Source organism: Oleisolibacter albus (genome assembly GCF_003336875.1).
GTDB classification, from domain to species: Bacteria; Pseudomonadota; Alphaproteobacteria; order Azospirillales; family Azospirillaceae; genus Niveispirillum; species Niveispirillum album.
The window spans coordinates 341277-367005 of record NZ_QGNJ01000001.1; the positions used below are offsets into that span (position 1 = coordinate 341277).

The 25729-nt window shown below is 66.0% G+C and carries 21 protein-coding genes and 4 tRNA genes; 5 read left to right on the forward strand and 20 right to left on the reverse strand.

Going from position 1 to position 25729, the window contains the following annotated elements; translation table 11 throughout:
- Positions 1–18 precede the first annotated feature (18 nt).
- From nuoF to DK368_RS01750, 19 genes are all read right to left on the reverse strand, one after another.
- Positions 19–1320, reverse strand: coding sequence for an NADH-quinone oxidoreductase subunit NuoF (gene nuoF / locus DK368_RS01660; protein WP_114391807.1), 1302 nt, complete (start codon positions 1318–1320; stop codon positions 19–21).
- An 11-nt stretch (positions 1321–1331) separates the two neighbouring features.
- Entirely contained in the window at positions 1332–1994 is a 663-nt protein-coding gene (gene nuoE / locus DK368_RS01665; protein WP_114391808.1) for an NADH-quinone oxidoreductase subunit NuoE, read from the reverse strand.
- The gene (locus DK368_RS01670) at positions 1991–3202 is read right to left on the reverse strand and encodes an NADH-quinone oxidoreductase subunit D (protein WP_114391809.1); all 1212 of its coding nucleotides are present in this window, start codon (positions 3200–3202) and stop codon (positions 1991–1993) included. The genes nuoE and DK368_RS01670 overlap by 4 nt, the downstream gene beginning before the upstream one ends.
- Before the next feature lie 14 nt (positions 3203–3216).
- A complete protein-coding gene (locus tag DK368_RS01675) occupies positions 3217–3921 on the reverse strand; it encodes an NADH-quinone oxidoreductase subunit C (RefSeq protein WP_114391810.1) in 705 nt (234 codons plus the stop codon).
- A 28-nt stretch (positions 3922–3949) separates the two neighbouring features.
- Positions 3950–4522 (reverse strand): NuoB/complex I 20 kDa subunit family protein, encoded by a 573-nt coding sequence (locus DK368_RS01680; RefSeq protein WP_114391811.1) that lies wholly within the window; start codon positions 4520–4522, stop codon positions 3950–3952.
- 28 nt (positions 4523–4550) lie between these two features.
- Positions 4551–4931 carry an NADH-quinone oxidoreductase subunit A gene (locus DK368_RS01685; protein WP_114392076.1) on the reverse strand — a complete coding sequence of 127 codons (381 nt, stop codon included), beginning with the start codon at positions 4929–4931 and terminating at the stop codon, positions 4551–4553.
- 376 nt (positions 4932–5307) lie between these two features.
- Positions 5308–5384 (reverse strand) — tRNA-Asp (locus tag DK368_RS01690).
- A gap of 277 nt (positions 5385–5661) precedes the next feature.
- Positions 5662–5736: transfer RNA gene (locus tag DK368_RS01695), tRNA-Val, on the reverse strand.
- Between the two features lie 252 nt (positions 5737–5988).
- Positions 5989–6261: an HU family DNA-binding protein gene (locus tag DK368_RS01700; RefSeq protein ID WP_114391812.1), complete on the reverse strand. Its 273-nt coding sequence runs from the start codon at positions 6259–6261 to the stop codon at positions 5989–5991.
- 139 nt (positions 6262–6400) lie between these two features.
- Complete coding sequence (gene lon, locus DK368_RS01705; protein ID WP_114391813.1) at positions 6401–8809, reverse strand: endopeptidase La; 2409 nt, start codon at positions 8807–8809, stop codon at positions 6401–6403.
- Between the two features lie 353 nt (positions 8810–9162).
- Positions 9163–10428: an ATP-dependent Clp protease ATP-binding subunit ClpX gene (gene clpX / locus DK368_RS01710; RefSeq protein ID WP_114391814.1), complete on the reverse strand. Its 1266-nt coding sequence runs from the start codon at positions 10426–10428 to the stop codon at positions 9163–9165.
- Between the two features lie 276 nt (positions 10429–10704).
- A complete protein-coding gene (gene clpP / locus DK368_RS01715; protein ID WP_114391815.1) occupies positions 10705–11331 on the reverse strand; it encodes an ATP-dependent Clp endopeptidase proteolytic subunit ClpP in 627 nt (208 codons plus the stop codon).
- Positions 11332–11402: 71 nt separating this feature from the next.
- On the reverse strand, positions 11403–12746 hold the full coding sequence (tig, locus tag DK368_RS01720; protein ID WP_114391816.1) for a trigger factor: 1344 nt from the start codon (positions 12744–12746) through the stop codon (positions 11403–11405).
- Positions 12747–12850: 104 nt separating this feature from the next.
- A tRNA-Leu gene (locus tag DK368_RS01725) sits at positions 12851–12935 on the reverse strand.
- A 117-nt stretch (positions 12936–13052) separates the two neighbouring features.
- Entirely contained in the window at positions 13053–15428 is a 2376-nt protein-coding gene (locus DK368_RS01730) for a transketolase-like TK C-terminal-containing protein (RefSeq protein WP_114391817.1), read from the reverse strand.
- A 162-nt stretch (positions 15429–15590) separates the two neighbouring features.
- Positions 15591–15809 carry a hypothetical protein gene (locus DK368_RS01735; protein WP_162305818.1) on the reverse strand — a complete coding sequence of 73 codons (219 nt, stop codon included), beginning with the start codon at positions 15807–15809 and terminating at the stop codon, positions 15591–15593.
- A gap of 111 nt (positions 15810–15920) precedes the next feature.
- On the reverse strand, positions 15921–17429 hold the full coding sequence (locus tag DK368_RS01740; protein ID WP_114391819.1) for a malonyl-CoA decarboxylase: 1509 nt from the start codon (positions 17427–17429) through the stop codon (positions 15921–15923).
- 43 nt (positions 17430–17472) lie between these two features.
- Entirely contained in the window at positions 17473–18957 is a 1485-nt protein-coding gene (locus DK368_RS01745; RefSeq protein WP_114391820.1) for an NAD(P)H-hydrate dehydratase, read from the reverse strand.
- Positions 18958–19159: 202 nt separating this feature from the next.
- Positions 19160–19235 (reverse strand) — tRNA-His (locus DK368_RS01750).
- Between the two features lie 400 nt (positions 19236–19635).
- Between DK368_RS01750 and DK368_RS01755 the strand changes: the two genes are divergently transcribed.
- The 5 genes from DK368_RS01755 to DK368_RS01775 all read left to right on the forward strand — a co-directional run bounded on the left by DK368_RS01755 (position 19636) and on the right by DK368_RS01775 (position 25356).
- Positions 19636–19974, forward strand: coding sequence for a P-II family nitrogen regulator (locus DK368_RS01755; protein ID WP_114391821.1), 339 nt, complete (start codon positions 19636–19638; stop codon positions 19972–19974).
- Between the two features lie 152 nt (positions 19975–20126).
- Positions 20127–21536 carry a type I glutamate--ammonia ligase gene (glnA, locus tag DK368_RS01760; RefSeq protein WP_114391822.1) on the forward strand — a complete coding sequence of 470 codons (1410 nt, stop codon included), beginning with the start codon at positions 20127–20129 and terminating at the stop codon, positions 21534–21536.
- Between the two features lie 121 nt (positions 21537–21657).
- A complete protein-coding gene (locus DK368_RS01765) occupies positions 21658–21933 on the forward strand; it encodes a hypothetical protein (RefSeq protein WP_114391823.1) in 276 nt (91 codons plus the stop codon).
- A gap of 155 nt (positions 21934–22088) precedes the next feature.
- The gene (locus DK368_RS01770; protein WP_114391824.1) at positions 22089–24257 is read left to right on the forward strand and encodes a TonB-dependent receptor; all 2169 of its coding nucleotides are present in this window, start codon (positions 22089–22091) and stop codon (positions 24255–24257) included.
- Between the two features lie 4 nt (positions 24258–24261).
- Positions 24262–25356, forward strand: coding sequence for a PepSY-associated TM helix domain-containing protein (locus DK368_RS01775; protein WP_114391825.1), 1095 nt, complete (start codon positions 24262–24264; stop codon positions 25354–25356).
- Here the strand turns inward: DK368_RS01775 and DK368_RS01780 are convergent.
- Positions 25340–25726, reverse strand: coding sequence for a hypothetical protein (locus DK368_RS01780; protein ID WP_114391826.1), 387 nt, complete (start codon positions 25724–25726; stop codon positions 25340–25342). The genes DK368_RS01775 and DK368_RS01780 overlap by 17 nt on opposite strands.
- Between the last annotated feature and the right edge of the window lie 3 nt (positions 25727–25729).

Consider the following 25729-nt stretch of genomic DNA (forward strand, 5'->3'; position numbering starts at 1 on the left):
TCCTCTCGCGCCCCGTCCTTACTCGGCCGCCACGCGCACGCCACGGTCGGCGGTCGCGCGGTATTCGAGGATGCGGCGTTCCATTTCCGGGCGGAAATGCCGGATCAGGCCCTGGATCGGCCAGGCGGCCGCATCACCCAGGGCGCAGATGGTATGGCCTTCCACCTGCTTGGTGACGTCGAGCAGCATGTCGATTTCCTCGACACGCGCATTGCCCTTCACCATGCGTTCCATGACGCGCCACATCCAGCCGGTGCCCTCGCGGCAGGGCGTGCACTGGCCGCAGCTCTCATGCATGTAGAATTTCGACAGGCGGGCGATGGCGCGGACAATGTCGGTGGACTTGTCCATGACGATGACCGCAGCCGTGCCGAGACCGGAGCGGACTTCGCGCAGGCTGTCGAAGTCCATCAGCACGGTCTCGCAGGTCTCCTTCGGCAGCACCGGCACCGAGGAGCCGCCGGGGATGATGGCCAGCAGATTGTCCCAGCCGCCGCGCACGCCGCCGCAATGCTTCTCCAGAAGCTCCTTCAGCGGAATGCCCATCTCCTCTTCCACCGTGCAGGGCTTGTTCACGTGACCGGAGATGCAGAACAGCTTGGTGCCGCTGTTCTTGGGCCGCCCCAGATTGGCGAACCAGGAGGCACCGCGGCGCAGGATGGTGGGAACCACCGCGATGGATTCCACATTGTTCACGGTGGTGGGCCGGGCATAGAGGCCGGCCATGGCCGGGAACGGCGGCTTGTTGCGGGGCTGGCCCTTCTTGCCTTCCAGGCTTTCGATCAGCGCCGTCTCCTCACCGCAGATATAGGCGCCGGCGCCGCGGTGCAGGTAGACATCGTAATCATAGCCGGTGCCGCAGGCATTCTTGCCGATCAGACCGGCCGCATAGGCCTCGTCGATGGCGCGCTGGACGTTGGAGCCCTCGCTGTAGAACTCGCCGCGGATATAGATGTAGCAGGCGGTGGCGCCGATGGCGAAACCGGCGATCAGGCAGCCCTCGATCAGCTTGTGCGGATCATGGCGCATGATCTCCCGGTCCTTGCAGGTCCCGGGCTCGCCCTCGTCGGCGTTGATGACCAGATAGACCGGGCCGCCATCGGTCTTCTTCGGCATGAAGGACCACTTCATGCCGGTGGAGAAACCGGCGCCGCCACGGCCGCGCAGGCCGGATTCCTTCACCAGCTCGATGATCTTGTCGCGGCCGAGATCCAGGATGTCCTTGGTCCCCTGCCAGTCGCCACGGGCCTTGGCTCCTTCCAGGAAGGGGCTCTCGAAGCCGTAGAGGTTGGTGAAGATGCGGTCTTCATCGCGCAGCATGGCTGCACTCCTCAGCTCTGGCCGGCCGGCTTGACGCCGGCGCGGGTGGCGGACTCGATCAGCGTCGTCGGCCCGCCCTCGGGACAGGCGGCGATGCGGCCGTTCTGCGGACCGGTCTTCGGCTGTTCGCCCCGGGCCAGCGCATCCAGCACCGCCTCGGTCGTCGCGGCCGTCAGGTCCTCGTAGAAATCGTCGTTGATCTGCATCATCGGCGCGTTGGCGCAGGCGCCCAGGCATTCCACCTCGATGACGGTGAACTGGCCGTCGGCGGTGGTCTCCCCGGCCTTGATGCCCAGCTTCTTCTCACAGGCGTGCAGCACCGCGTCAGAGCCGCGCAGCCAGCACGGGGTGGTGGTGCAGACCTGGACGAAGTGCTTCCCCACCGGCTTCAGGTTGTACATGGTGTAGAAGGTCGCCACTTCCTTGGCGCGGATCCGGGGCATCTCCAGCATGTCCGCGACATAGTTGATGGCGATCTCCGGCAACCAGTTGCCGTTCTGGCGCTGGGCCAGGTCGAGCAGCGGCATGACCGCGCTCTGCTGGCGGCCCGGCGGGTACTTGGCGATGATGCGCTTGGCCAGCTCGAGGTTCTCGGGCGTGAAGGCGAAGCTGCCCGGTTCCGTGGACCCCGTTTCGGCGGCCCCGGCGGCGACCTTGGTCTCGGCGGCACTCATCGATCAATCTCTCCGAACACGATGTCCATGGAGCCGATGATCGCCACCGCGTCGGCGAGCATGTGACCCTTGGACATGAAATCCATGGCCTGCAGGTGCGAGAAGCCGGTGGGGCGGATCTTGCACCGGTACGGCTTGTTGGTCCCGTCAGACACCAGATAGACGCCGAACTCGCCCTTGGGCGATTCCGTGGCAGTGTAGGTCTCACCGGCCGGGACGTGATAGCCCTCGGTGTAGAGCTTGAAGTGGTGGATCAGCGATTCCATCGACCGCTTCATCTCACCCCGCGGCGGCGGCGCCACCTTGCGGTCGTTGACACGCACCGGACCCGGCGTGTTGGCCAGCTTCTGCAGGGCCTGACGCATGATCTTGTTGGACTCGCGCATCTCCTCGATGCGCACGAGATAGCGCGCATAGCAGTCGCCGGTCAGGCCGACGGGGATGTCGAAATCGAACTCGTCATAGCTGTCATAGGGCTGCGCCTTGCGCAGATCCCAGGCCACGTTCGAGCCGCGCAGCATGGGGCCGCTGAAGCCCCAGGCCAGGGCGTCGGCGGCGCTGACCACGCCGATATCGACGGTGCGCTGCTTGAACACGCGGTTCTCGGTCAGCAGCCCTTCCAGGTCGGCCAGAAACTTCTCGAAGGTCTCGGTATAATCCCAGATGTCATCGGCCAGACCGGCCGGCAGATCCAGATTCACACCGCCACAGCGGAAATAGTTGGCGTGCAGCCGGGCGCCGGACACACGCTCGTAGAACTCCATCAGCTTCTCACGCTCTTCGAAGCCCCACAGCGACGGCGTGATGGCGCCGACGTCGAGCGCGAAGGTGGTGATGTTCAGCAGATGGTTCAGGACGCGCGTCATCTCCGCGAACAGCACGCGGATATACTGCGCCCGCTTCGGCGGAGTGATGCCGAGCAGCTTCTCCTGGGCCAGGACATAGGTGTGCTCCATGCACATGGGCGACACATAGTCCAGCCGGTCGAAATAGGGGTTGGCCTGGAGATAGGTCTTGTACTCGATCAGCTTCTCGGTGCCGCGATGCAGCAGGCCGACATGGGGATCGGCACGCTCGACCACCTCGCCGTCCATCTCCAGCACCAGGCGCAGCACGCCGTGCGCAGCCGGATGCTGCGGGCCGAAATTGATGGTGAACGGCTTGATCTGGACTTCGCCGCCGGGATTGGCAACCTGGGTCTGGGCCATGTTCACTCTCCCCCTCAGCCCTTCACCGGCGTAGCGCCGGTCGGTGTGGCGATGGGCTTCGCAGCAGGATTGTCGGCCAGCTCGCGCTGGGTGGGATTGACGGCACCGAGCGGGATCTGCGCCTTCTCGTCGCCGGGCAGCTGCACGTCGGTCATGCCTTCCCAGGGCGACAGGAAATCGAAGGTGCGGAAATCCTGGGTCAGGGTCACCGGCTCATAGACGACGCGCTTCTGGTCCTCGTCGTAACGAAGCTCGACATACCCGGTCAGCGGGAAGTCCTTGCGCAGCGGATGCCCCTCGAAACCGTAGTCGGTCAGGATGCGGCGCAGATCGGGGTGACCGGAGAAGAAGATGCCATAGAGATCCCAGGCCTCGCGCTCGAACCAGCCGGCCACAGGATAGATGCCGGTGACGGAGGGCACGGGCGTGTCCTCGTCGGTGCTGACCTTCACACGCACGCGATGGTTATGCTTCACCGACAGAAGATTGTAGACCACCTCGAACCGCTCGGCGCGGGCCGGATAATCCACACCGGCAATGTCGGCCAGCATCTCGCAGTGACAGGTGGAGTCGTCGCGCAGGAACTGCAGCGCCTTGGCCACGGCGTGGCGGACCACGGTGACACACAGCTCACCCAGCTTGACCTCGACCGAGACGATGTCGGTCCCCAGGGCGTTCTGGATGTAGTCGCCGAGTTCCTGAAGGGCTTGATCGCTCATTCTCTTAGCATCCTCTGTCCGACCCGGATCACGCGCGGATCAGGCGGTTGCCGTTCTTGATCTTCTTCTGCAGCTGCAGGATGCCATAGACCAGCGCCTCGGCCGTCGGCGGGCATCCCGGCACATAGATGTCGACCGGCACGATGCGGTCGCAGCCACGGACCACCGAGTAGCTGTAATGGTAATAGCCGCCGCCATTGGCGCAGGAGCCCATGGAGATGACCCAGCGCGGCTCCGCCATCTGGTCATAGACCTTGCGCAGGGCCGGCGCCATCTTGTTGCACAGGGTGCCGGCGACGATCATCACGTCCGACTGGCGCGGGCTGGGCCGGGGAATGACGCCGAACCGGTCCAGGTCGTAGCGGGCCATGTAGGAGTGGATCATCTCCACGGCACAACAGGCCAGACCGAAGGTCATCGGCCACAGCGAGCCGGTGCGGGCCCATTCCAGCAGGTTCTCGTACCGGGCCGTCAGGAAGCCCTTGTCCTGCAACTCCGTGGTCACCGCCTTCATATAGGTGTCCTGGGCGGAGCCCGGGGGCAGCGGGCTGGTGTTGCCGATGACGGAGCCGGCGGCGTTGGTGGTCACAAGGTTGCTCATGGGGTGCTCCATGGACGGGTGGACGGGATCACTCCCAGTCCAGCGCGCCCTTCTTCCACTCGTAGATGAAGCCGATGGTCAGGATGCCCAGGAACACCATCATCGACCAAAAACCGAACAGGCCGATCCCCCCCAGGGACACGGCCCAGGGGAACAGGAAGGCCACTTCCAGGTCGAAGATGATGAAGAGGATGGCCACCAGATAGAAGCGGACATCAAACTTGCTGCGGGCATCATCGAAGGCCTCGAACCCGCACTCGTAGGCAGACAGCTTCTCGCTGTCAGGGTTCTGCTTGCCGGCCAGCAGCGAGGCCACCAGCATGGCGCCGGCCACGGCCATGGCGATCGCCAGGAAAACCAGAATCGGCAGGTACTCGACCAGCAGAGGATTGGACAGCGGATCAGTCATCGCCACACCGTTGCAGCCGACTGGCGTGCGCGCCCGCATCAGCGGACATTTGCGCCCGTTCCAGCCAAGCGGATCATGGACGGAAGGCCCCAGAACGGGGCCCGGTGGAATATAGGCCGCCCGTCTAGCCAAGGAAAGCAAATTACGCCCATTTCGTCGCAGGGTCAGTCCGTCGCGACCAATTGAGAATGATTTGCATTTACGCTGTAATGTCTTCGGTCAAGTCCCTGAAAATACGGGATATCGCCAACATGCAGGACCAAGACATCACCCCGATACCCGGCACCGGCGGAGCAGCGCCGACGCTGGCCAGGCAAGGTCCGGATGCGAAAACGGCGCCCGGAGGGCGCCGCTTGCGGAACAGACCACGATGAGGTGGCGCGAGTGACGGGACTTGAACCCGCGGCCTCCGGCGTGACAGGCCGGCGCTCTAACCAACTGAGCTACACCCGCGTATTTATTGACCTCTTTGACCCCGGCCGCCGCTGTCTTTCGTCAGCGCCGCGCCGTCGTCCGTGGCGTGGGCGGGTGTATAGGCGGGCTGGAGATCCTTGTCAAACAGGAAAATCGATCACCGCCGCATTCTTTTATCGCCGCGAATAAGAGCCCTCCCCTGCCGCCAGCCGTTCCGCCGCGCCCCACGGCATGCGGACGTGCATCCCGCAGGGGCCTGCCCCGGCCTGGATCCTACACTGGTCTGTTTCGGTGCGGGTGGAAGCGGGGGTGATGGTGGTGGGCGGTGAGGGATTTGAACCCCCGACCAACGGTGTGTAAAACCGATGCTCTACCCCTGAGCTAACCGCCCATCCAGCGACCGCCCCGCGGCGGTCCGGTGGAGGCCCGGATAGCACGGCTGGCGGCTCCTGAAAAACAAAAAACGGGACGTCGTGAGACGCCCCGTTGGAAAACCGGCTGCACCTGTCGTGCATCGCCTGCGTACCGTTGATGGCGCCGCGCCGCCATCCGCCTTCCCGGCCTTCTGGCTCGGGTCCTCTCCCCTGCGGGGGCACAGGCGGCCAGGCCCCTCAACCAGGCCGGTGTGCCGCCCGGCGTCGGCTCAGTTCAGCGCGTCCTTCAGGCCCTTGCCGGGCTTGAACTTCGGCTGCTTGCTGGCGGCAATGGCGATCTTCTCGCCCGTCCGCGGGTTGCGCCCTTCAGACGCCGCACGCTCGGCCACGGCAAAGGTACCGAAGCCCACCAGACGCACTTCATCCCCCTTCTGCAGGGCGACGGTCACCGCATCGAAAACCGCGTCGACAGCCTTGGTGGCGTCAGCCTTGGACAGGCCGGCCGTCTCGGCGACAGCGGCAACGAGATCGTTCTTGTTCACTTAAGGCCCCCCTTCATCAAGAGAGATACGGTTGCGGGCCCCAGGTAATCCCCGGGAGCTTGTTTCACTGAAAAGCCAGCCGCACCCCGCGCAGGCGGGGTGCAGATGGCCTTCAATTCACACGATTTCGGGGCCTACTTCAATGGCGAATCACGCCCTCACGGTCCTCGTCCCCGGCTTTTGCCGGTACTGCGGGCACCTCGTCGGCCTCCGACCATTCAATGGCGACCGGGGCCTGGGTCAGGGCATTGGCCAAGACCTCGTCCACCGTGATCACCGGGATGATGGTCATGCCCCGCTTCACATTGTCGGGGATGTCGGCCAGGTCCTTTTCATTGTCCTTGGGAATCAGCACGGTCTTGATGCCGCCACGCAAGGCAGCCAGCAGCTTCTCCTTCAGCCCGCCGATGGGCAGCACGCGCCCGCGCAGCGTGATCTCACCGGTCATCGCCACGTCCTTGCGGACCGGAATGCCGGTCAGCACCGAGACGATGGAGGTGATCATGGCCACGCCGGCGGAGGGGCCGTCCTTCGGGGTCGCTCCCTCCGGGACATGCACATGGATGTCGCGCTTCTCGAACAGGGTCGGCTTGATGCCGAACTGCGTGGCGCGTGAGCGCACATAGCTTTCGGCCGCCTGCACCGATTCCTTCATGACATCGCCCAGCTTGCCGGTGGTGACCACCCGGCCCTTGCCACGCAGCATGACGGACTCGATGGACAGCAGTTCGCCCCCGACCTCGGTCCAGGCAAGGCCGGTGACGATGCCGACCATGTCCTCCGTCTCCACCTCACCGAAATGGTAACGGCGGACGCCGGCATATTTCTCCAGATTCTTGCGCGTGACCGCCACCTTCTCGAGACCCTTCATCAGGATCTCCTTGATGACCTTGCGGGCCAGATTGGCGATCTCGCGCTCCAGGTTCCGCACGCCGGCTTCGCGGGTGTAGTAGCGGATCAGGTCGCGCAGCGCGTCGTCGGAGATGGTGAACTCGCCGGGCTTCAGCCCATGATCCTTCACCTGCTTGTCCAGCAGGTGCCGCTTGGCGATCTCGACCTTCTCATCCTCGGTGTAACCGGCCAGCCGGATGATCTCCATACGGTCCAGCAGCGGCTGTGGCATGCGCAGCGTATTGGCCGTGCAGACGAACATCACGTCCGACAGATCGTAGTCCACCTCGAGATAATGGTCGGCGAAGGTGCTGTTCTGCTCGGGATCCAGCACCTCCAGCAGGGCCGAGGAGGGATCGCCGCGCCAGTCGGCGCCCAGCTTGTCGATCTCGTCCATCAGGAACAGCGGATTGGACGATTTGGCCTTCTTCATGCCCTGGATGACCTTGCCGGGCATGGAGCCGATATAGGTGCGGCGATGCCCCCGCACCTCGGCCTCGTCGCGGACACCGCCCAGCGACATGCGGACGAAATTGCGCCCCGTCGCCTTGGCGATGGACTTGCCCAGCGAGGTCTTGCCGACGCCGGGCGGGCCGACCAGGCAGAGAATGGGGCCACGCACCTTGTCCATGCGCTGCTGCACGGCCAGGTACTCCAGAATGCGCTCCTTGACCTTCTCCAGCCCGTAATGGTCCTGGTTGAGGATCTTCTCGGCGCCCTTGATATCCTTCTTGACCTTGGTGCGCTTCTTCCAGGGCAGGCTCAGCATCCAGTCCAGGTAGTTGCGCACCACCGTGGCCTCGGCAGACATCGGGCTCATGGTGCGGAGCTTCTTCACCTCCGCCATGGCCTTGTCGCGGGCCTCCTTGCTGAGCTTGGTCTTGGCGATCTTCTCCTCGATCTCCGCGACCTCGTCCTTGCCATCCTCGCTCTCGCCCAGCTCCTTCTGGATGGCCTTCATCTGCTCGTTGAGATAGTACTCGCGCTGGGTCTTCTCCATCTGCCGCTTGACGCGGTTGCGGATGCGCTTTTCCACCTGCAGCACGCCGATCTCGCCTTCCATGAAGGCATAGACCTTCTCCAGCCGCTCGGCGATGGTCGGGGTCTCCAGCAGCTGCTGCTTCTCGGCGATCTTCAGCTGCAGATGCGAGGCGATGGTGTCGGCCAGCTTGCCGGCATCGTCGATCTGGTTGATCGAGACCAGAACCTCGGGCGGAATCTTCTTGTTGAGCTTGATGTACTGCTCGAACTGGGAGACGGCGGCGCGGGACAGGGCTTCCAGCTCCTGCGGTTCACCGACCTTCTCGTCGATCAGTTCGGCATAGGCCTGGAAGAACTCCTCATTCTCCGCGAACTTCACGACGCTGGCGCGCTTGCCGCCCTCGACCAGCACCTTGACCGTGCCGTCGGGCAGCTTCAGCAGCTGCAGCACCGTACCCACCGTGCCCACGCTGTAGATGTCGGCGGGCGTGGGATCGTCCTGCGAGGCGTTCTTCTGGGTGACAAGCAGGATCTGCTTGTCGTCCTTCATGACATCCTCGAGCGCCTTGACCGACTTCTCGCGGCCAACAAACAGCGGAACGATCATGTGCGGAAAGACAACGATGTCCCTCAGCGGCAGGACCGGATAAAGAGCACCACGGGGGATGTCCAGCATTTGGCGTCTCGCCTTCTCAAAGTCTCCGTGCCGTCAGCCCAGCCTGGGCCCGGTCCGCGTGTCCGCCCCCACTGGGCACGGCAGCACACGGCGACAGCGCAGCAGGTAACGTGGCACAGCCATACCCCCCCTTCAAGGGCTTGAACTGCGATGTCACCGCGCTATCGCGGCCATTTCGGGGCGGATCGGCCGGATTTTGGCTGGGATGCACGGCCTATCCCGGCGTATAGGCGGCCGATCGCAGCACATGGGCCATCACCGGCAAACGAAAACGGACCCATCCGCCGGGAATGGGTCCGTTCCGTCACGCATTTCCTGCAATGCACCGCCCTGTGCCCTGCCGGGCCGGAACCTCAGGCGCCAGGGGCGGCCTCACTGCGGCGGTCGGAGTAGATGTAGAGCGGGCGCGCCCGCCCCTCCACCACTTCCTTGTTGATGACGATCTCCTCCACGCCCTGCAGGCCGGGCAGATCGAACATCGGTTCCAGCAGGATGGTCTCCATGATGGAACGCAGGCCGCGGGCACCGGTCTTGCGCTGAATCGCCTTCAGGGCGATGGCGCGCAGGGCCTCCTCATGCACCGTCAGCTTGACATCCTCCATCTCGAACAGGCGCTGGTACTGCTTGACCAGCGCGTTCTTCGGCTTGGACAGGATCTCGATCAGTGCTGCCTCGTCGAGGTCGCGCAGCGTGGCCAGCACCGGCAGACGGCCGACGAACTCGGGAATCAGGCCGAACTTCAGCAGATCCTCCGGCTCGACCTCACGCAGGATGTCACCGGTGCGGCGCTCATCCGGCGCACGCACATCGGCACCGAAGCCGATGGACGTGCCCTTGCCGCGGGCGGCGATGATCTTTTCCAGCCCGGCGAAGGCACCGCCGCAGATGAAGAGGATGTTGGTGGTGTCGACCTGCAGGAACTCCTGCTGCGGATGCTTGCGCCCGCCCTGCGGCGGCACGGAGGCGACCGTGCCTTCCATGATCTTCAGCAGCGCCTGCTGCACGCCCTCGCCCGAGACGTCGCGGGTGATGGAGGGGTTGTCGGACTTGCGGCTGATCTTGTCGACCTCGTCGATATAGACGATGCCGCGCTGCGCCCGTTCGACATTGTAGTCGGCCGCCTGCAGCAGCTTGAGGATGATGTTCTCCACGTCCTCGCCCACGTAACCGGCTTCGGTCAGCGTGGTGGCGTCGGCCATGGTGAAGGGCACGTCGATGATGCGGGCCAGTGTCTGGGCCAGCAGCGTCTTGCCCGACCCCGTCGGGCCGATCAGCAGGATGTTCGACTTGGCCAGTTCGACGTCGTTGTGCTTGGCGCCGTGGGCCAGACGCTTGTAGTGGTTATGCACGGCCACGGACAGCACCCGCTTGGCGTGCTCCTGCCCGATCACGTAATCATCCAGGACCGTGCAGATGTCGCGCGGGGTCGGCACCCCGTCGCGAGACTTCACCAGCGTGGTCTTGTTCTCCTCGCGGATGATGTCCATGCACAGCTCGACGCATTCATCGCAGATGAACACGGTGGGGCCGGCAATGAGCTTGCGCACCTCATGCTGGCTCTTTCCGCAGAAGGAGCAGTAGAGGGTATTCTTGCTGTCGCCGCCGGTCGACTTGGTCATATGGGCTCCGTACATCACCGGGTGGCGTACAGGGCGGAACCCCCTTGTGGCTCCCTCCCCGTGCGCCCGGACACCCGCCGGATGTCCTCTTAACTGGCTGGATCGCCTGCCGTTCCCCACAACATCCGGTGGCTGTGCCGATCCGATGCCATGAACCCGACTGACAACCCCACCGGAGAACCGACGCGGTAGGCCGGGCGTTTCCGCCCTGCCTGCCATTCAACACCACGGTTGACACAGCGATCAATAGCTTGTTGGTCGCTGCTCCCCCAAAGGTCACGCCGCCTGGGTGGACAGGCCGCCAGGACGGTGGTTGAACACCTCGTCGATCAGGCCGAAGGCCTTGGCCTCCTCCGGACTCATGAATTTGTCGCGCTCGACGGCCTTTTCAATGACGTCCAGCGGTTGGCCGGTATGATGATTGAAGATCTCGTTCAGGCGCTGGCGCATGCGCAGGATCTCCTGCGCCTGGATCTCGATGTCAGCGGCCTGACCCTGGGCACCGCCCGAGGGCTGGTGGATCATGATCCGGCTGTTGGGCAGCGAGAAGCGCCGTCCGGCAGCACCGCCCGCCAGCAGCAGCGCCCCCATGCTGGCCGCCTGGCCCATGCAGATGGTCGCCACCGGGCAGCGGATGTACTGCATGGTGTCATAGATCGCCAGACCGGCCGTGACATAGCCGCCGGGCGAGTTGATGTAGAAGGAGATCTCCTTGCTGGGATTCTCCGCCTCCAGGAAGAGCAGCTGGGCACAGACGAGGCTCGCCACCGCGTCGTTGACCCCGCCGACCAGGAAGATGATCCGTTCCTTGAGGAGACGGGAGTAGATGTCATAGGCGCGTTCGCCGCGGTTGGTCTGTTCGACCACCATGGGGACCAGCGCGTTCATCTGCGGCTCGATCATGGGTCCTGCTCTGCTCCTCGCGTTACATGGGGGCGCCACCGCCCCCATGTACTCCTTGGCATCCCCGCGCCTTACGCCGTAGCGGCGATGCCTTCGTCGTCGGGCTCCCGCATCAGCTCTTCAACCGACACGGTCTCCTCGTTCACCTTAATGCTTCCCAGGATGAAGTCGACCACCTTGTCTTCATAGATCGGCGCCCGCAGGCCTTCGATGGCCTGGGGGTTCTTCCGGAAGAAGTCGAAGACTTCACGCTCCTGGCCCGGATAGCGCCGCGCCTCGGCGACCACCGCCTGGTTCAGCTCGTCCCGGGTCACCGTGATATTGTTGCGACGACCGATCTCGGAAAGGAGCAGACCCAGACGGACGCGGCGGATGGCAATGTCGCGGTACTCCGCCTTCAGCGTCTCCTCGTCCTTCTCCTTGTCCTCGGCCTCGCCGCCGCCGGCCTTCAGCTCCTGCTGCAGCCGCTCCCAGATCTGGTTGAACTCGATGTCGACCATACCGGCCGGCACGTCGAAGCTGTGCAGCTCGGCCAGCTTGTCCAGCAGGGTGCGCTTGGCACGCAGGCGCGAGGTGTTGCCATAGTCGCCGGCCATGCGCTCGCGGATGGCGGCCTTCAGCGCGGCCAGATCGTCGAAGCCGAAGGACTTGGCGAGCTCGTCATTGATCTCCGCGTCCTTGCCCTGGCGCAGCTCCTTCACATCGACCTCGAACACGGCCTCCTTACCGGCCAGCTCGGCAGCGTGGTACTGCTCGGGGAAGGTCACGGTCACGGCCTTGTGCTCACCGGCCTTGGCGCCGATCAGCTGATCCTCGAAGCCGGGAATGAAGGTGCCGGAGCCCAGCTCCAGCTCATAATCGTCGCCCTGCATGCCGGGGCGCTTCTCGCCATCGACGGAGCCGTCGAAGTTGATCAGCAGGATGTCGCCGGACACGGCGGCGCGGTCGTCCTCGACCTTCTCGCTGGTGCGGCGGCCCTTGGCCAGACGGCCCAGGGACTCGTCGACCATGACATCGGTGACCTCGACCACCGGCTTGGCGATCTCGACACCGGACAGGTCGGCCGGCTCGAACTCGGGCAGCAGTTCCACGGCCATGGAGAATTCCAGGTCCTGGCCCTCGGCGAAGTTGATGATCTCCACCTTCGGCTGCAGGGCCGGGCGCAGGCTGTTCTGCTCGATGGCCTTGGCGGTGCTGTCGTTCAGCGCGGCTTCCAGCACCTCGCCCATGACGGACTGACCGTAGCGCTGCTTCAGGATCGGCATCGGCACCTTGCCGGGACGGAAGCCGGGCATGCGCACCGTCTTGCCCACTTCCCGCAGGCGGTCGGCGACCCGGGAGTCGATGTCCTTGGCCGGGATGATGACCTTGAATTCACGGCGAAGGCCGTCGGCGCTGGTCTCGGTGATCTGCATGGGACGAAATGCCTGTCTTTTTCTGTGGCGCCCCTCGGACCGGATGGCCGGCCGGAGCTCCCGCAAGGGCGGACCCCCCGCGGTTGGTTGCGGTTCAAAACTCATGGTGCGGGCGAAGGGACTCGAACCCCCACGTCTTTCGACACCGGAACCTAAATCCGGCGCGTCTACCAGTTCCGCCACGCCCGCTCCACCGGGCGGGAAAGCCCGACCGGGGGAGCGCACCGTATAGCAAGCACTTCCGCCCACGCCAAGCACCATGTCGGTCAGAGAGCGGCCCGGCGGAACAAAAGGGAACGGCCGCCGCTAATCCAGCAGCACGCGGGCAGCGGCATCGAGGATTCCGTCGGCGTCGATGCCCATGGCCCGGTAAAGATCGGGAATGTCGGCGGACTGGCCGAACTGCTCCACCCCCAGCGGCGCCACCCGGTGCCCCCGCACCGCCCCCAGCCAGGACAGGGTGGCGGGGTGGCCGTCGACCACGGTCACCAGGCGGGCCTGCGGCGAAAGCGCGCCCAGAAGCCGCTCGACCGGACTGTCCGCGGCCCCGCCCTGCTGCCGTGCCTTGCGGGCCGCCGACCAGCCGGCATGCAGACGGTCGGCCGAGGTCACGGCCAGCAGCCCGGCCCCGGGCACATCCTCCAGCAGCTGGGCATGGGCTTCCAGCGCCTCCGGCAGTACCGTGCCCATGGCGATGATGGCAAGGTCGGCGTCCGCGGCCGGCGGCTTCAGCCAATAGCCCCCCTCGATCACAGCCGCCGTGTCCAGCGGCCGGGCCGGCTGGTCGATGCTGCGGGTGGACAGGCGCAGATAGAGGCTGCCCCCGTCCGCCGCCTGCATATGCGCGAAACCCCAGCGCATGATGGCGGCCAGCTCATCCACATAGGCCGGCTCGAAGCTGGCCAGCTTGGGCAGACCGATTCCGATCAGCGGCGTGGCGATGGACTGGTGGGCACCGCCTTCCGGTGCCAGCGTCACACCCGACGGCGTCGCCACCACCATGAAGCGGGCATCCTGATAGAGCGCATAGTTCAGCGCATCCAGCCCGCGCTTCACAAAGGGATCGTACAGCGTGCCGATGGGCAGCAGCCGCGCCCCGAACAGGTCGTGGCTCAGGCCCAAGGCCCCCAGCATCAGGAACAGGTTGTGCTCGGCGATGCCCAGCTCCAGATGCTGGCCCTCGGGGCTGCCCTGCCAGCGCTGGGCCGACACCACCTTCTGCTCCTTGAAGATGTCCTCGCGCAGCGCGCGGTCGAACAGGCCACGGCGGTTGACCCAGGCGCCGAGATTGGTGGACACGGTCACGTCGGGCGAGGTGGTGACGATGCGCGCGGCCAGTTCGCTGTCCTGCTTCGCCAGTTCGCCCAGAATCTTGCCGAATCCCTCCTGCGTCGACATGCGCTCACTCAGCGGCACGTCCAGCACCGTCGGAACCGGGACGGATGCGGCAGACAGACGGCGGCTGCCGCCAGCGCCGCTACGGCCATCGCCGGCGACGAAGGGCACCTCTTCCGTCAGGAAGCGCTGCAACTCCGCCACATCCACGTCGAGGCCGGCGAAGCGCTCCCACTCCTCGCCGTCGCGCAGGTTGCACTGGGCCTTAAAGGCGGCGATCTGCTCCGGATTCATCAGCCCGGCGTGATTGTCCTTATGGCCCTGGAACGGCAGCCCCATGCCCTTGACAGTATAGGCGATGAAGCAGGCGGGCTGCTCGCTCTCCGCCGCATGGAAGCTCTCCAGCAGCGTTTCCAGGTCATGGCCGGCCAGATTGGTCATCAGGGCGCCCAGCATGGCGTCGTCATGCTCGTCCAGCAGCGCCCGGATGCCGGACGTGTCGCCCAGGTCCCGTTTCAGGATCTCGCGCCAGGCGGCGCCCCCCTTGAAGGTCAAAGCGGAATAGAGCTGGTTGGGACAACCATCGATCCACTGGCGCAGGGCATCGCCGCCGGGGCGGCGGAAGGCGGCCTCCAGCCGCTTGCCGTATTTCAGGATGTTCACCTGCCAGCCCAGCGAGCGGAACATGCCCTCGATCGGAACCCACAGCTTGTCCGATACCACACTGTCCAGACTCTGGCGGTTGTAGTCGATGATCCACCAGGCGTTGCGCAGATCGTGCTTCCAGCCTTCCAGCATGGCCTCGAAGACATTGCCTTCATCCAGTTCGGCATCCCCGACCAGGGCAACCATGCGGCCCTGCGGCTGCGGGCTCAGGCCCTTCAGCTGCACATAATCCTGCACCAGACTGGCGAAGGCGGTGATGGCGACGCCCAACCCGACCGAACCGGTGGAGAAGTCCACGTCTGCGGTGTCCTTGGTGCGCGAGGGATAGCTCTGCGCCCCGCCCAGCGCCCGGAACCGCTCCATCTTCTCCCGCGTCTGCCGGCCCATCAGGTATTGGATGGCATGGAAAACGGGGCTGGCATGGGGCTTCACCGCCACCCGGTCCTGCGGCCGCAGCACGTCGAAATAGAGCGCGGTCATGATGGTGGCGAGCGAGGCGCTGGAGGCCTGGTGTCCGCCGACCTTCAGCCCGTCGCGGCTGTCGCGCAGATGGTTGGCATTGTGGATCATCCAGGTGCTGAGCCACAGCACCTTGCGCTCCAGCGCCTTCAACAGGCGCAGGCGACGGGCCACGGCCTCGGGACCGGAGAGGGCCGGAGCGAGAATGGAGGTATCGGGCATGGCGGAGCGTCTTCCTTCCCGGAACAGGCGATTATTGCCGCGGGACCCGTTCTGCGGAGTCCCGGCCCCGGCCGCGACCGGCCGGGATCATCTCGCCTATATAGGCCGTCCGCTCCGCCAGCGGAACGGCCAAGCGCGGATCCGCGCCCCGGGAAAAGACCGTCAGTCGACGTCCAATTTGGAAAAGGCGCGGTGGAAACTGTCCAGGGACAGGATGCGGACCGTGCCTTCGGTGGCCCCATCGGTCACGGCATTGCGCAGGACGAAGCGCACATGGGGCAGCGGCAGCCCCCGGTCGGTGATGGCCACGACCCGGGCCGTTTCCACGACATTGCCTGGCAGCACCCGCCGGTAGACCGCGCCGGGGACCGGCGCTTCCATGGACCGTGACCGTTTGAACAGCGAAAGACCCATGGCGACCCCCTCATCCCCGCAGATCGCTTCTACGCGATTAGCACTAATAACGTGTTAAAGCGCACGTAAAACGGTAATTCAGGCAGAGGCCTTAAGCAAGGATCTCATTGCCGCGGATGAAGTGATTTTACTCTCTCCCCGATAGGATTCATGGTTAACGTCGATACTGGCGAGCCGATAGGCATAGTTGACCATCATCCCGTATGATTCTGCGTTTCCTTTTGGCGAGGCATCCGCCATCCAGTTCAGCCGTTCCACCCGGGCCCCGTTGCTGAGATGAAAATGGGCCACCGGATCGGCTGCACGCGGCCCCTTGCGCGCCGTCAGCAGATAGGTCGCGGCCAGCCGCATCAGGATCGGACGCAGAAGCTCCTGCCGCGCCAGGTCGTCAGCGAAACCGTCCAATGCCGCAGCCAGCAGAGGCCGGTCCGGCTCCGAAACGACACCTGCCAGCCGCTCGCCTTCGCCGGCTGCCAGCATCAGGTCGCCCTGACTCTGCACTTCGCGCTCCAGCCAACGGCGAAAGCCGGGAATCGGCGACAGGGTGGCGAATTGGCGAAGATTGCCGAACTCGCCCTGCAGCAGATCGACCACACGCTTGATCAGGAAATTGCCGAAGCTGATTCCGGCCAACCCCTTCTGGGCATTGGAAATGGAATAGAAGATGGCCGTATCGGCCGTGGCCGGGTCGATGGGCGGCGCCTCGGCGTCCAGCAGAACCTGCACGCTGTCGGCCAGCCCCCGCACCAGCGCCACCTCCACGAAGATCAGGGGCTCGTCCGGCATGCGCGGATGGAAGAAGCCGAAGCAGCGCCGGTCGCTGTCCAGCCTGTCCTTCAGGTCCTGCCAGCCGCGGATGGCATGGACGGCCTCATACCGGATCAGCTTTTCCAGCAGGCTGGCTGGGCTGTCCCAGGTGATGCGGCGCAGATCCAGGAATCCCACATCGAACCAGCCGGCCAGCAGCCCCTTGAGGTCGGCCTCCAGCGCCGCATACAGCGGCGTGTCCGCCGGTGGAGCCGAGCGTGACAGGTCCAGCAGTTCGGCCCGCATCTCCACCAGGAACTTCACCCCGTCCGGCAGGGTGTTGAACTGGGTCAGCAGTTTCAGCCGGCCGGGTTCCAGTACGCGGCGCAGGGCCCGCTCCGCCTCGCCGCGGGCCACCGGGTCGGCGGCCTGGTTGAACACCCGCACCGCCCGGTCCACCGCCGCCCGGTCCACATCGAAATCTGCCGCCAGCAGACGCAGGAAGCGCGCGCGCCCCTCGGCATCCAGCCCCAGATAGGTGCGCCCCAGATCGGCGGCCCGCGCCCGCGCCGATACTTCGCCGCCGCGCGCCGCCAGACAGTCGCGGATCTGGTCGCGCCAGCGCTCCTCCTCGCTGCGGCCGCCGGTCCGTAGAGTGTCGACGACACCCAGGGCCGAACTGGCGATGTCGCGCCAGACCGTGCGCAGATTGCCCAGTGTGCGGTCGAACAGCCCCGCCTCCCGGGACGGCGGTGGCAGCGACAGCGGCCGGGTGGAGTCGGCGGATGCCTCGACGAGCGGCGATACGGGCGGTGAAGATGTCTTGGTCTCGCTGGTCATGGCCGGAGTCTCCCCATGTCGGCCGACGCCTGCAAGCGGCGGCTCAGCCCCTTCCCCCTCTGCGCTCCTCCCCCCCTTTGAGCCGGCGCAGCACCGGCGGCAGCAGTTCGGGAAGATCCTCGGCGATCAGGCCGGGTCCGGCCAGTCGGCCGGCCTCGCCATGCAGCCAGGCGGCGATGCAGGCGGCATCGAACGCGTCCAGCCCCTGGGCCAGCAGCCCCAGGGCCAGTCCGGACAGAACATCGCCGCTGCCAGCCGTGGCCAGGTCGGGCGTACCATTGGCCGCGATCACTGCGCGGCCGTCGGGATGAGCGATGACTGTGTCGGCCCCTTTCAGCAGCACCACGGCCCGGCTCTCCAGGGCCGCCAGCCGCACCCGCTCCAGCTTGCTGCCCGGAAGATCCCCGAACAGCCGCTCGAATTCACCGGCATGGGGAGTCAGCAGCCAATGGTCATTGAGACCGATCCGCAAACTGTCCAGATCGCCGGCGAAGGCGGTGAAGACGTCGGCATCCAGCACGCCGGCCTTCTCGTTGCACAGCGCCTCGCGCACAGCCTTCTTCAGCCGGTCGTCGGCCCCGGCACCGGGTCCCAGCAGCACGGCATTGCGCCGCGGGTCATCCAGCAGCGCCGTCCAGGCGGCCGGGTCGTCGGCCGGCATCACGATGGCCGACGGGATCGACACGGCATAGATCGGCAGGGCAGCCATGGGCGCGGCAATGGTCACCAACCCCGCCCCGGCGCGCAGCGCGGCGCGGGCCGCCAGCCGCCCGGCCCCGGTCATCACCCCGCCCCCCAGCAGCAGCGCATGGCCGCGGCTGTATTTATGACCGTCAGCCTGCGGCCAGGGAAACCGGTCCAGCCACAGATCCGGCCCGTTCTCCCGGCAGCGGATCTCCAGATCCGGCAGCACCGTGTCGGGAATGCCGATATCGGCCAGCACGATCTCGCCGCAATGGAGCCGGCCCGGCAGCAGCAGATGCCCCGGCTTGCGGCGGAAGAAGGTGACGGTGAGGGCCGCCCGCGGCGCGATCCCCATGACGCTGCCGTCATCACCATTGACGCCGCTGGGCACATCCACGGCCACCACCGGCAGGCCGGCGGCAATCACCGCCTCCACCAGCGTCTGCGCCATGTCCTCCAGCGGCCGGGTCAGCCCGGCGCCGAACAGGGCGTCGATGACAAGGCCGGCCCCGGTCAACACAGCGGGGTCGGCCATCTCCACCGACCCGTCCCAGCCCGCGGCCGCCCAGGCGGCATCGCCGGCCAGCCCGTCCCGCGCGCCCAGCAGGGCCAGCCGCACCGGCCAGCCCATGGCACGCAGATGGCGGGCCGCGACGAAACCGTCGCCGCCATTGTTGCCGGGTCCGCACAGCACCGTGACCGGCCGCGCTGTCCAGCGGGCAGCCACCGCCTCGGCCACAGCGCGGCCGGCCCGCTCCATCAGCGCCGTTCCGGCGATGCCGGCGGCCATGGCGGCGCGGTCGGCCGCATACATCTGCTCTATGCTGAGTAATTCGGCGCGCATGGACGCCCCCTGGTACAGGACGAGGATGGACGGCAAGCGCCTGGCGCACCCGCCGTCGACGGCAGGGCGCCATGATGGGGCCAAAGGCGCCAGGGCGGCAACCGGCCGGCCTGCGCAAATGGATAGAGGCCACGCCGAAGAACGGTGTGACTTGAAACCATGGCCGGATTGTCGTTGGGAAGGCTCTGTCGAGCGGGGCAACTGGGGCGATGGATGGGACTCGAACCCACGACCACTCGGACCACAACCGAGGGCTCTACCAACTGAGCTACCATCGCCGCCGTTGGGAGCCGCTGTATGCCGTAGCGCATCCCCGGCGTCAAGCGCTGTCTTCACCGTGCCTGGAATTTTTTCGGGATGCGCCGGAACCGCCCGTAATCTGGGCATGTTGCAGCCGAAACGGCCGGCCAGCGCCGAATATGCCGTTAGATCAGGCGACATGGTTATTATTCAGGCAATCATTTGCCCTTATGATGAGCAGGCAAACGGGGTGCTGGCCCCTGAGCCCATGCGGAATGCCCGCTTGGAGTGATGGCACAGGGTGTGCTTACAATTGAACCTGCGCCGGCTGCCTGCGCCCCCCCTGACGACGTCGTGCCGTAGAGGTCGCGGCATCCGGGGCCGCGGAGGCTGACGCCATCGGCGGGATGGCCGCCGCGAAGGGAGCAGCGGGACTCGATGAAGAAAATCGAAGCGATCATCAAGCCGTTCAAGCTGGACGAGGTGAAGGAAGCCCTCCACGAAGTGGGGATCAAGGGCATCACCGTGACCGAGGCCAAGGGCTTCGGCCGCCAGAAGGGCCATACCGAACTCTACCGCGGCGCCGAGTACGTGGTGGATTTCCTGCCGAAGGTGAAGATCGAGATCGTCATGGACGACACGATGGTCGACCGGGCGATCGAAGCCATCCAGCAGGCGGCCCATACCGGGCGCATCGGCGACGGCAAGATCTTCGTCACCCAGGTCGAGGAGGTGATCCGCATCCGCACCGGCGAGCGCGGACCCGACGCCATCTGATTTCGGGCTGACGCCACCCCAGGGGGCTGACGCCCGGCGGAGGGTCGGGATGCCCGGCCTTCCCATTTCCATTCCGTCCGCCCAGCCGACCTGCGGCCCCGGCGCGACGCCTGCCTACCGGCGACAAACCTCAAACAACGGACTCCGAGGCTATGTCTGACATCTCCAAAGTCTTCGACCTGATCAAAGAGCATGACGTCAAGTACGTCGACTTCCGCTTCACCGACCCGAAGGGCAAGCTGCAGCATACGGCGCAGCACATCTGCACGGTGAACGAGGATATGTTCACCGACGGCGTCATGTTCGACGGGTCCTCGATCGCCGGCTGGAAGGCGATCAACGAGTCGGACATGATCCTGATGCCGGATGCCTCGACCGCCGTCATGGACCCGTTCGCGGCCCAGCCGCTGCTGACCATCTTCTGTGACGTGTACGAGCCCTCCACCGGCCAGCCCTACAAGCGCGATCCGCGCTCCATCGCCAAGGCCGCCGAGAAGTACATGGCTTCCGCCGGCATCGGTGACACCGCCTATTTCGGCCCCGAGGCCGAGTTCTTCGTCTTCGACGACGTGAAGTTCGAAGTCTCGATGAACAAGGTGATGTACGAGTTCGACAGCGAGGAAGGCCCCTACACCTCCAGCAAGGCCTATGAGGGCGGCAATCTGGCCCACCGCCCGGCGGTGAAGGGCGGCTATTTCCCCGTGGCCCCGGTCGACAGTGCCCAGGATCTGCGCGCCGAGATGCTGACCGTTCTGGGCGACATGGGCGTCGAGATCGAGAAGCACCACCACGAGGTCGCCGCCTCGCAGCACGAGCTGGGCGTGAAGTTCGGCACGCTGGTGAAGATGGCCGACGGCATGCAGCTGTTCAAGTATGTGGTCCACAACGTGGCCCACAGCTACGGCAAGACCGCCACCTTCATGCCGAAGCCGGTCTTCGGCGACAACGGCTCGGGCATGCACTGTCACCAGTCGATCTGGAAGGACGGCAAGCCCCTGTTCGCCGGCTCCGGCTATGCCGACCTGTCGGACACCGCGCTGTACTATATCGGCGGCATCATCAAGCATGCCCGCGCCCTGAACGCCTTCACCAACCCGACCACCAACAGCTACAAGCGTCTGGTGCCGGGCTACGAAGCCCCGGTGCTGCTGGCCTATTCCAGCCGCAACCGCTCGGCCTCCTGCCGCATCCCCTATGTCAACAGCCCGAAGGGCAAGCGCGTCGAGGTCCGTTTCCCCGACCCGGCCGCCAACCCCTATCTGGCGTTCGCCGCCATGCTGATGGCCGGCCTCGATGGCATCCAGAACAAGATCCATCCGGGCGATGCCATGGACAAGAACCTGTATGACCTGCCGCCGGAGGAGCTGAAGGACATTCCGACCGTCTGCCGCTCGCTGCGCGAGGCCATGGAGAACCTGGCCGCCGACAATGAGTTCCTGAAGAAGGGCGACGTGTTCACCGAGGACATGATCAACTCCTACATCGATCTGAAGATGGAAGAGGTCCTGGCCTTCGAGACCTCGCCGCACCCGATCGAGTACAAGATGTACTACAGCGTCTGATCGACCCGCGGGTCCATCTGGGTCCGCACCGGTCAGCCGGCATCAGCCCCCGCCGTTCGCCGGCGGGGGTTTTTGCTGTTTGCCCCTTGCGCACTGCCGCCACCGGGATCATTCCTTGCCCATGCGCTCGAGAACCCGCCGCTCCTTGCTGCCCGGCCTTGCCGCCCTCGCCGTCCTGGCCGCCAGCCTCGCTGTTGCCAGCCTGCCAGCCCGCGCCCAGCAGGCCGAGGCCAAGGATGCCGCCCGGCTGGCCAGCTGCACGCCGGGCAAGGTGGAGACCATGAAGCGGGTCAATGGCCGCACGCCGGAAATCATCTACAAGATCGCCTGCACCGGCCAGAAGGACATGTTCGTGCTGATCCAGTGCCGCGACCGCATCTGCACGGTTCTGCGCTGACGGGACCGTGTGCCCGGCGGCCGGCCCCACCTGTGCCGCACCGAACACAGTGCGCTGGCTTCATGATCTTGCCTCTCCCGGACACTATTGCGACTGATTATCATTTCTGTTAGGCGACGCTTCTTTCCCGATGGACTTGAAGGCGCCTGCGAACCATGCGGCAGACAATACGACTGAATGCCACCCGTCCCCTGCTCCGCTGCGGCACCGCCCTGCTGGCGGTCCTGGCCGCCGGCCCGGCCCTGGCCCAGGCCGATGCGGCCATCGAAGAAGTGGTGGTGACGGCGGCACGCACGCCGGTGCCCGTGTCCGCCCTGCCCTATTCGGTGACGCTGATCGACAAACAGGCGCTCGACACCCAGGTGGCCATCAGCGGCAATGTCATCGAAAGCCTGTCGCAGTTCGTCCCCTCCTTCTCTCCGGGCCGGCAGAAACTGACCGGAGCCGGCGAGACCTTCCGTGGGCGCAAGCCGGTCTATCTCGTCGACGGGGTGCCGCAGTCGAACCCGCTGCGCGACGGCTCGCGTGAGGGCTTCACCATCGATCCCATCGCCATCGAACGGGTGGAGGTGATCGCCGGCGCCAACGCCCTGCAGGGGCTGGGCGCCACCGGCGGCCTGATCAATTTCGTCACTCGCAAGCCGGCCACGGACGGGACCTGGACCACCAAGGCCGAACTGCAGGTCACCAGCGACGATGATTTCTCCGATGACGGTCAGGGCTACCGCATGGCCGCCGTCACCAGCGGCCAGATCGGCAGGATCGACATCACCGCCGCCGGAGCGCTGGAAACCCGTGGCCTGTTCTTCGACGCCAATGGCCGCGCCATCGCCGTGGACGACACCCAGGGCGATCTGATGGACAGCAAAAGCTGGAACGGCTTCCTGAAGCTGGGCTGGACCATCGACGACGAGCGGCGCCTGCAGCTGATGGGCAACGCCTTCACGCTGAAAGGCGATCAGGATTACGTGGCCCAGGCCGGCAACCGTGCCGCCAACCTGCCCGCCACCAGCATCCGCGGGACGCCCCAGGGCGATGCCGTCAGCAACCGGGTGCGCACCGCCAGCCTGGACTATACCGACGAGGCATTCCTGGGCGGCCGGCTGACCGGCCAGGCCTTCTACCAGAATTTCCGTGCCATCTATGGCGGTCTGTCCGACCAGACCTTCCGGCTGGCACCGGGACAGCTGATCTTCGACCAGTCTGCCAACCATTCCGAAAAGATCGGCACCAAGCTGACCCAGAGCTGGACCAACATCGCCGGCACCGGAATCGGCATCACCGCCGGGCTGGACTGGCTGCACGACAAGACCTACCAGGACCTGGTGCAGACCGGCCGCAAATGGGTCCCGGAGACCACCTTCAACGAGGTGGCGGGCTTCGTGCAGCTGGACAAGGACCTGTTCGACAAGCGGCTGCACCTGACCGGCGGTGTACGCCAGGATCATGCCTCGCTGGACGTGCCGACCTACACCACCTTGAATTTCTACGGACCGCAGACAGTCCAGGGCGGCGAGCCCTCCTTCGACAAGACCCTGTTCAATGCCGGCGCCGTGGTGCGGCCGCTGGACGGGGTGTCGGTCTATGTCTCCTTCGCCCAGGGCTTCGGCCTGCCCGACGTGGGCCGTGTGCTGCGCGGTGTCAACATTCCCAACCAGCGGGCCGATGATCTGGTCGATCTCAGCCCCATCGTGACCAACAATCTGGAAATCGGCGGCGAGTACACGCTGGACAGCCTTACACTGGGCGCCGCCCTGTTCCGCAGCACCGCCAAGCTGGGCAGCCTGCTGGTGCGCCAGGCCGGCAGCGACGTCTACAATGTGCAGCGCGAACGCACCCGTATCCGCGGCCTGGAACTGCGCGCCAGTTATGCGGTGACGCCGGACTGGCAGGTGGGCAGCAGCCTCTCGGTCATGGAGGGGCGCCGCGACAGCAATGGCGACGGCAAGGTTGATACCGATCTCGACGGCCCGAACATCGCCCCCGACCGGCTGAATGGCTGGGTCGAGGGCACCATTGCCCAGGACTGGACCCTGCGTCTGCAGGGCGCCTGGCTGATGCAGCGGGATTTCGAGGGGCCGGGCATCGCCGCCGCCAACCAGCAGGCCAATGACTTCCAGGGGTATGCCTTGTTCGACGCGGCCGTGGGCTATCAGGGCACCATCGCCGGCCAGAATCTGGGCGCTTTCACCCTGTCCATCCAGAACCTGCTGGACCGCCAGTACATCACCTATATCTCCGACACCGACCGGGCCACGGACAATCTGCGCTTCTTCGCCGGGCGCGGACGCACCCTGACTCTGCGCTGGACCCGGGATTTCTGAGCCCATGGCCGGCGCCCCGCGTCCCATGGTCCTGATCCGCAGCCTGCACGCCTGGGCCGGCCTGCTGCTGTGTCTGCTGATCGCCGCCATCGCCCTGTCCGGTACCCTGCTGACGGCGCGCCCGTTATGGCGGCAGCTGGCCTATGCCGAGCAGGCCCGGCCCTGGACCGCGCCCGACGCCGCCGGACTGGGCCGGGAGGCGGAGCGGGTGGCGGCCCTGTTCGCAGGCGAAGTGCGCGGCCTGCGCCCGCCCGACCCGGACTTCGCCGGCTGGGAGGTGATGCTGAAGGATGGTGGCGGCGCCCTGGTCGACGCCGAAACGCTGGCCGTCGTGTCGCGCTGGGACAGGGGCGGCACACTAATGGACTGGCTGTTCCAGCTCCATCATTACCTGCTGCTGGGCAAGGGTGGGGAACTGGTGGTCGGCACGCTGGGGCTGACAGTGCTTGTGTTCATCGGCACCGGTATCGCCCTCTGGACCAGTTGGCCGGGCCGCCACAGCTACCGGCCCTGGCCGAAGACCGGACGGCGGCGGGGACTGCTGGACTGGCACCGGGATTTCGGCACGCTGCTGACGCCGTTGCTGCTGCTGACCGCCATCACCGGCGTTTCGCTCTGCTTCGGGCCGGCGGCGCGGGCCATTCTGGGCGTGCTGCCGGCGGGCAGCGTGGTGGCCGCCCCGCCTCCCGCCCCCGCATCACCCGGTCCGGGCTGGGCCGCAGCCACGGCGGAAGCCATGCGTCAGTTCCCCGCCGCCAGCATCCGCCGGATCGGCCCGGCGCCGGACGGGGTCCTGACCTTCCGCCTGCGCCAGCCGGCGGAATGGCACCCCAACGGCCGAACCGTCGTGCGCATCGACACCACGACCGGCACCCTGCTGGAGCGCACGGACGCCCTGGCCCAGCCGCGCGGCGAGCGGATCTACAACACCGTCTATCCGCTGCATGGAGGCTTCGTCGGCGGCCTGCCCTGGCGCCTGGCCATAGGCCTGACCGGACTGGTGCTGGCCGGGCTTTCCCTGACCGGTGGCTGGTGCTTCCTGAAGATGCAGCTGTCGCGGCGCCAGGCGGTGGCCCGCCGGGTCAAAGCGGGCGTTTGAACGCCTTGGCCAGGGATTTCAGCGCCTCGGCCTGATCGCCCTCATCGGCGGGTGCCGCCGGGGATGCCCCAGGATTGCCCATGCGGGCGATGATGGCGTCCAGCATCTGCGGCGGCAGCTTCTTCGGCCCGGCACTGCGGGGACTGGGGCTGGCCGCCGCGGGCGGTGCGGCGCGGCCGCCGGCACCGCTGCCGGCCATACGGGCGATGGCACTGCCGGTGATGGCCTTCAGGAAGGGCCGGCACAGGCCACGCAGCAATTGCTCGTCATCCAGCGCCCAGGCCATCAGCACGCGCTGGGCCTGGCTGCGGCTGCCCTGGGCCACGGTCAACGCTTCGCGGATCTTGAGCGTGACATAGGTTTCGCTCATGGC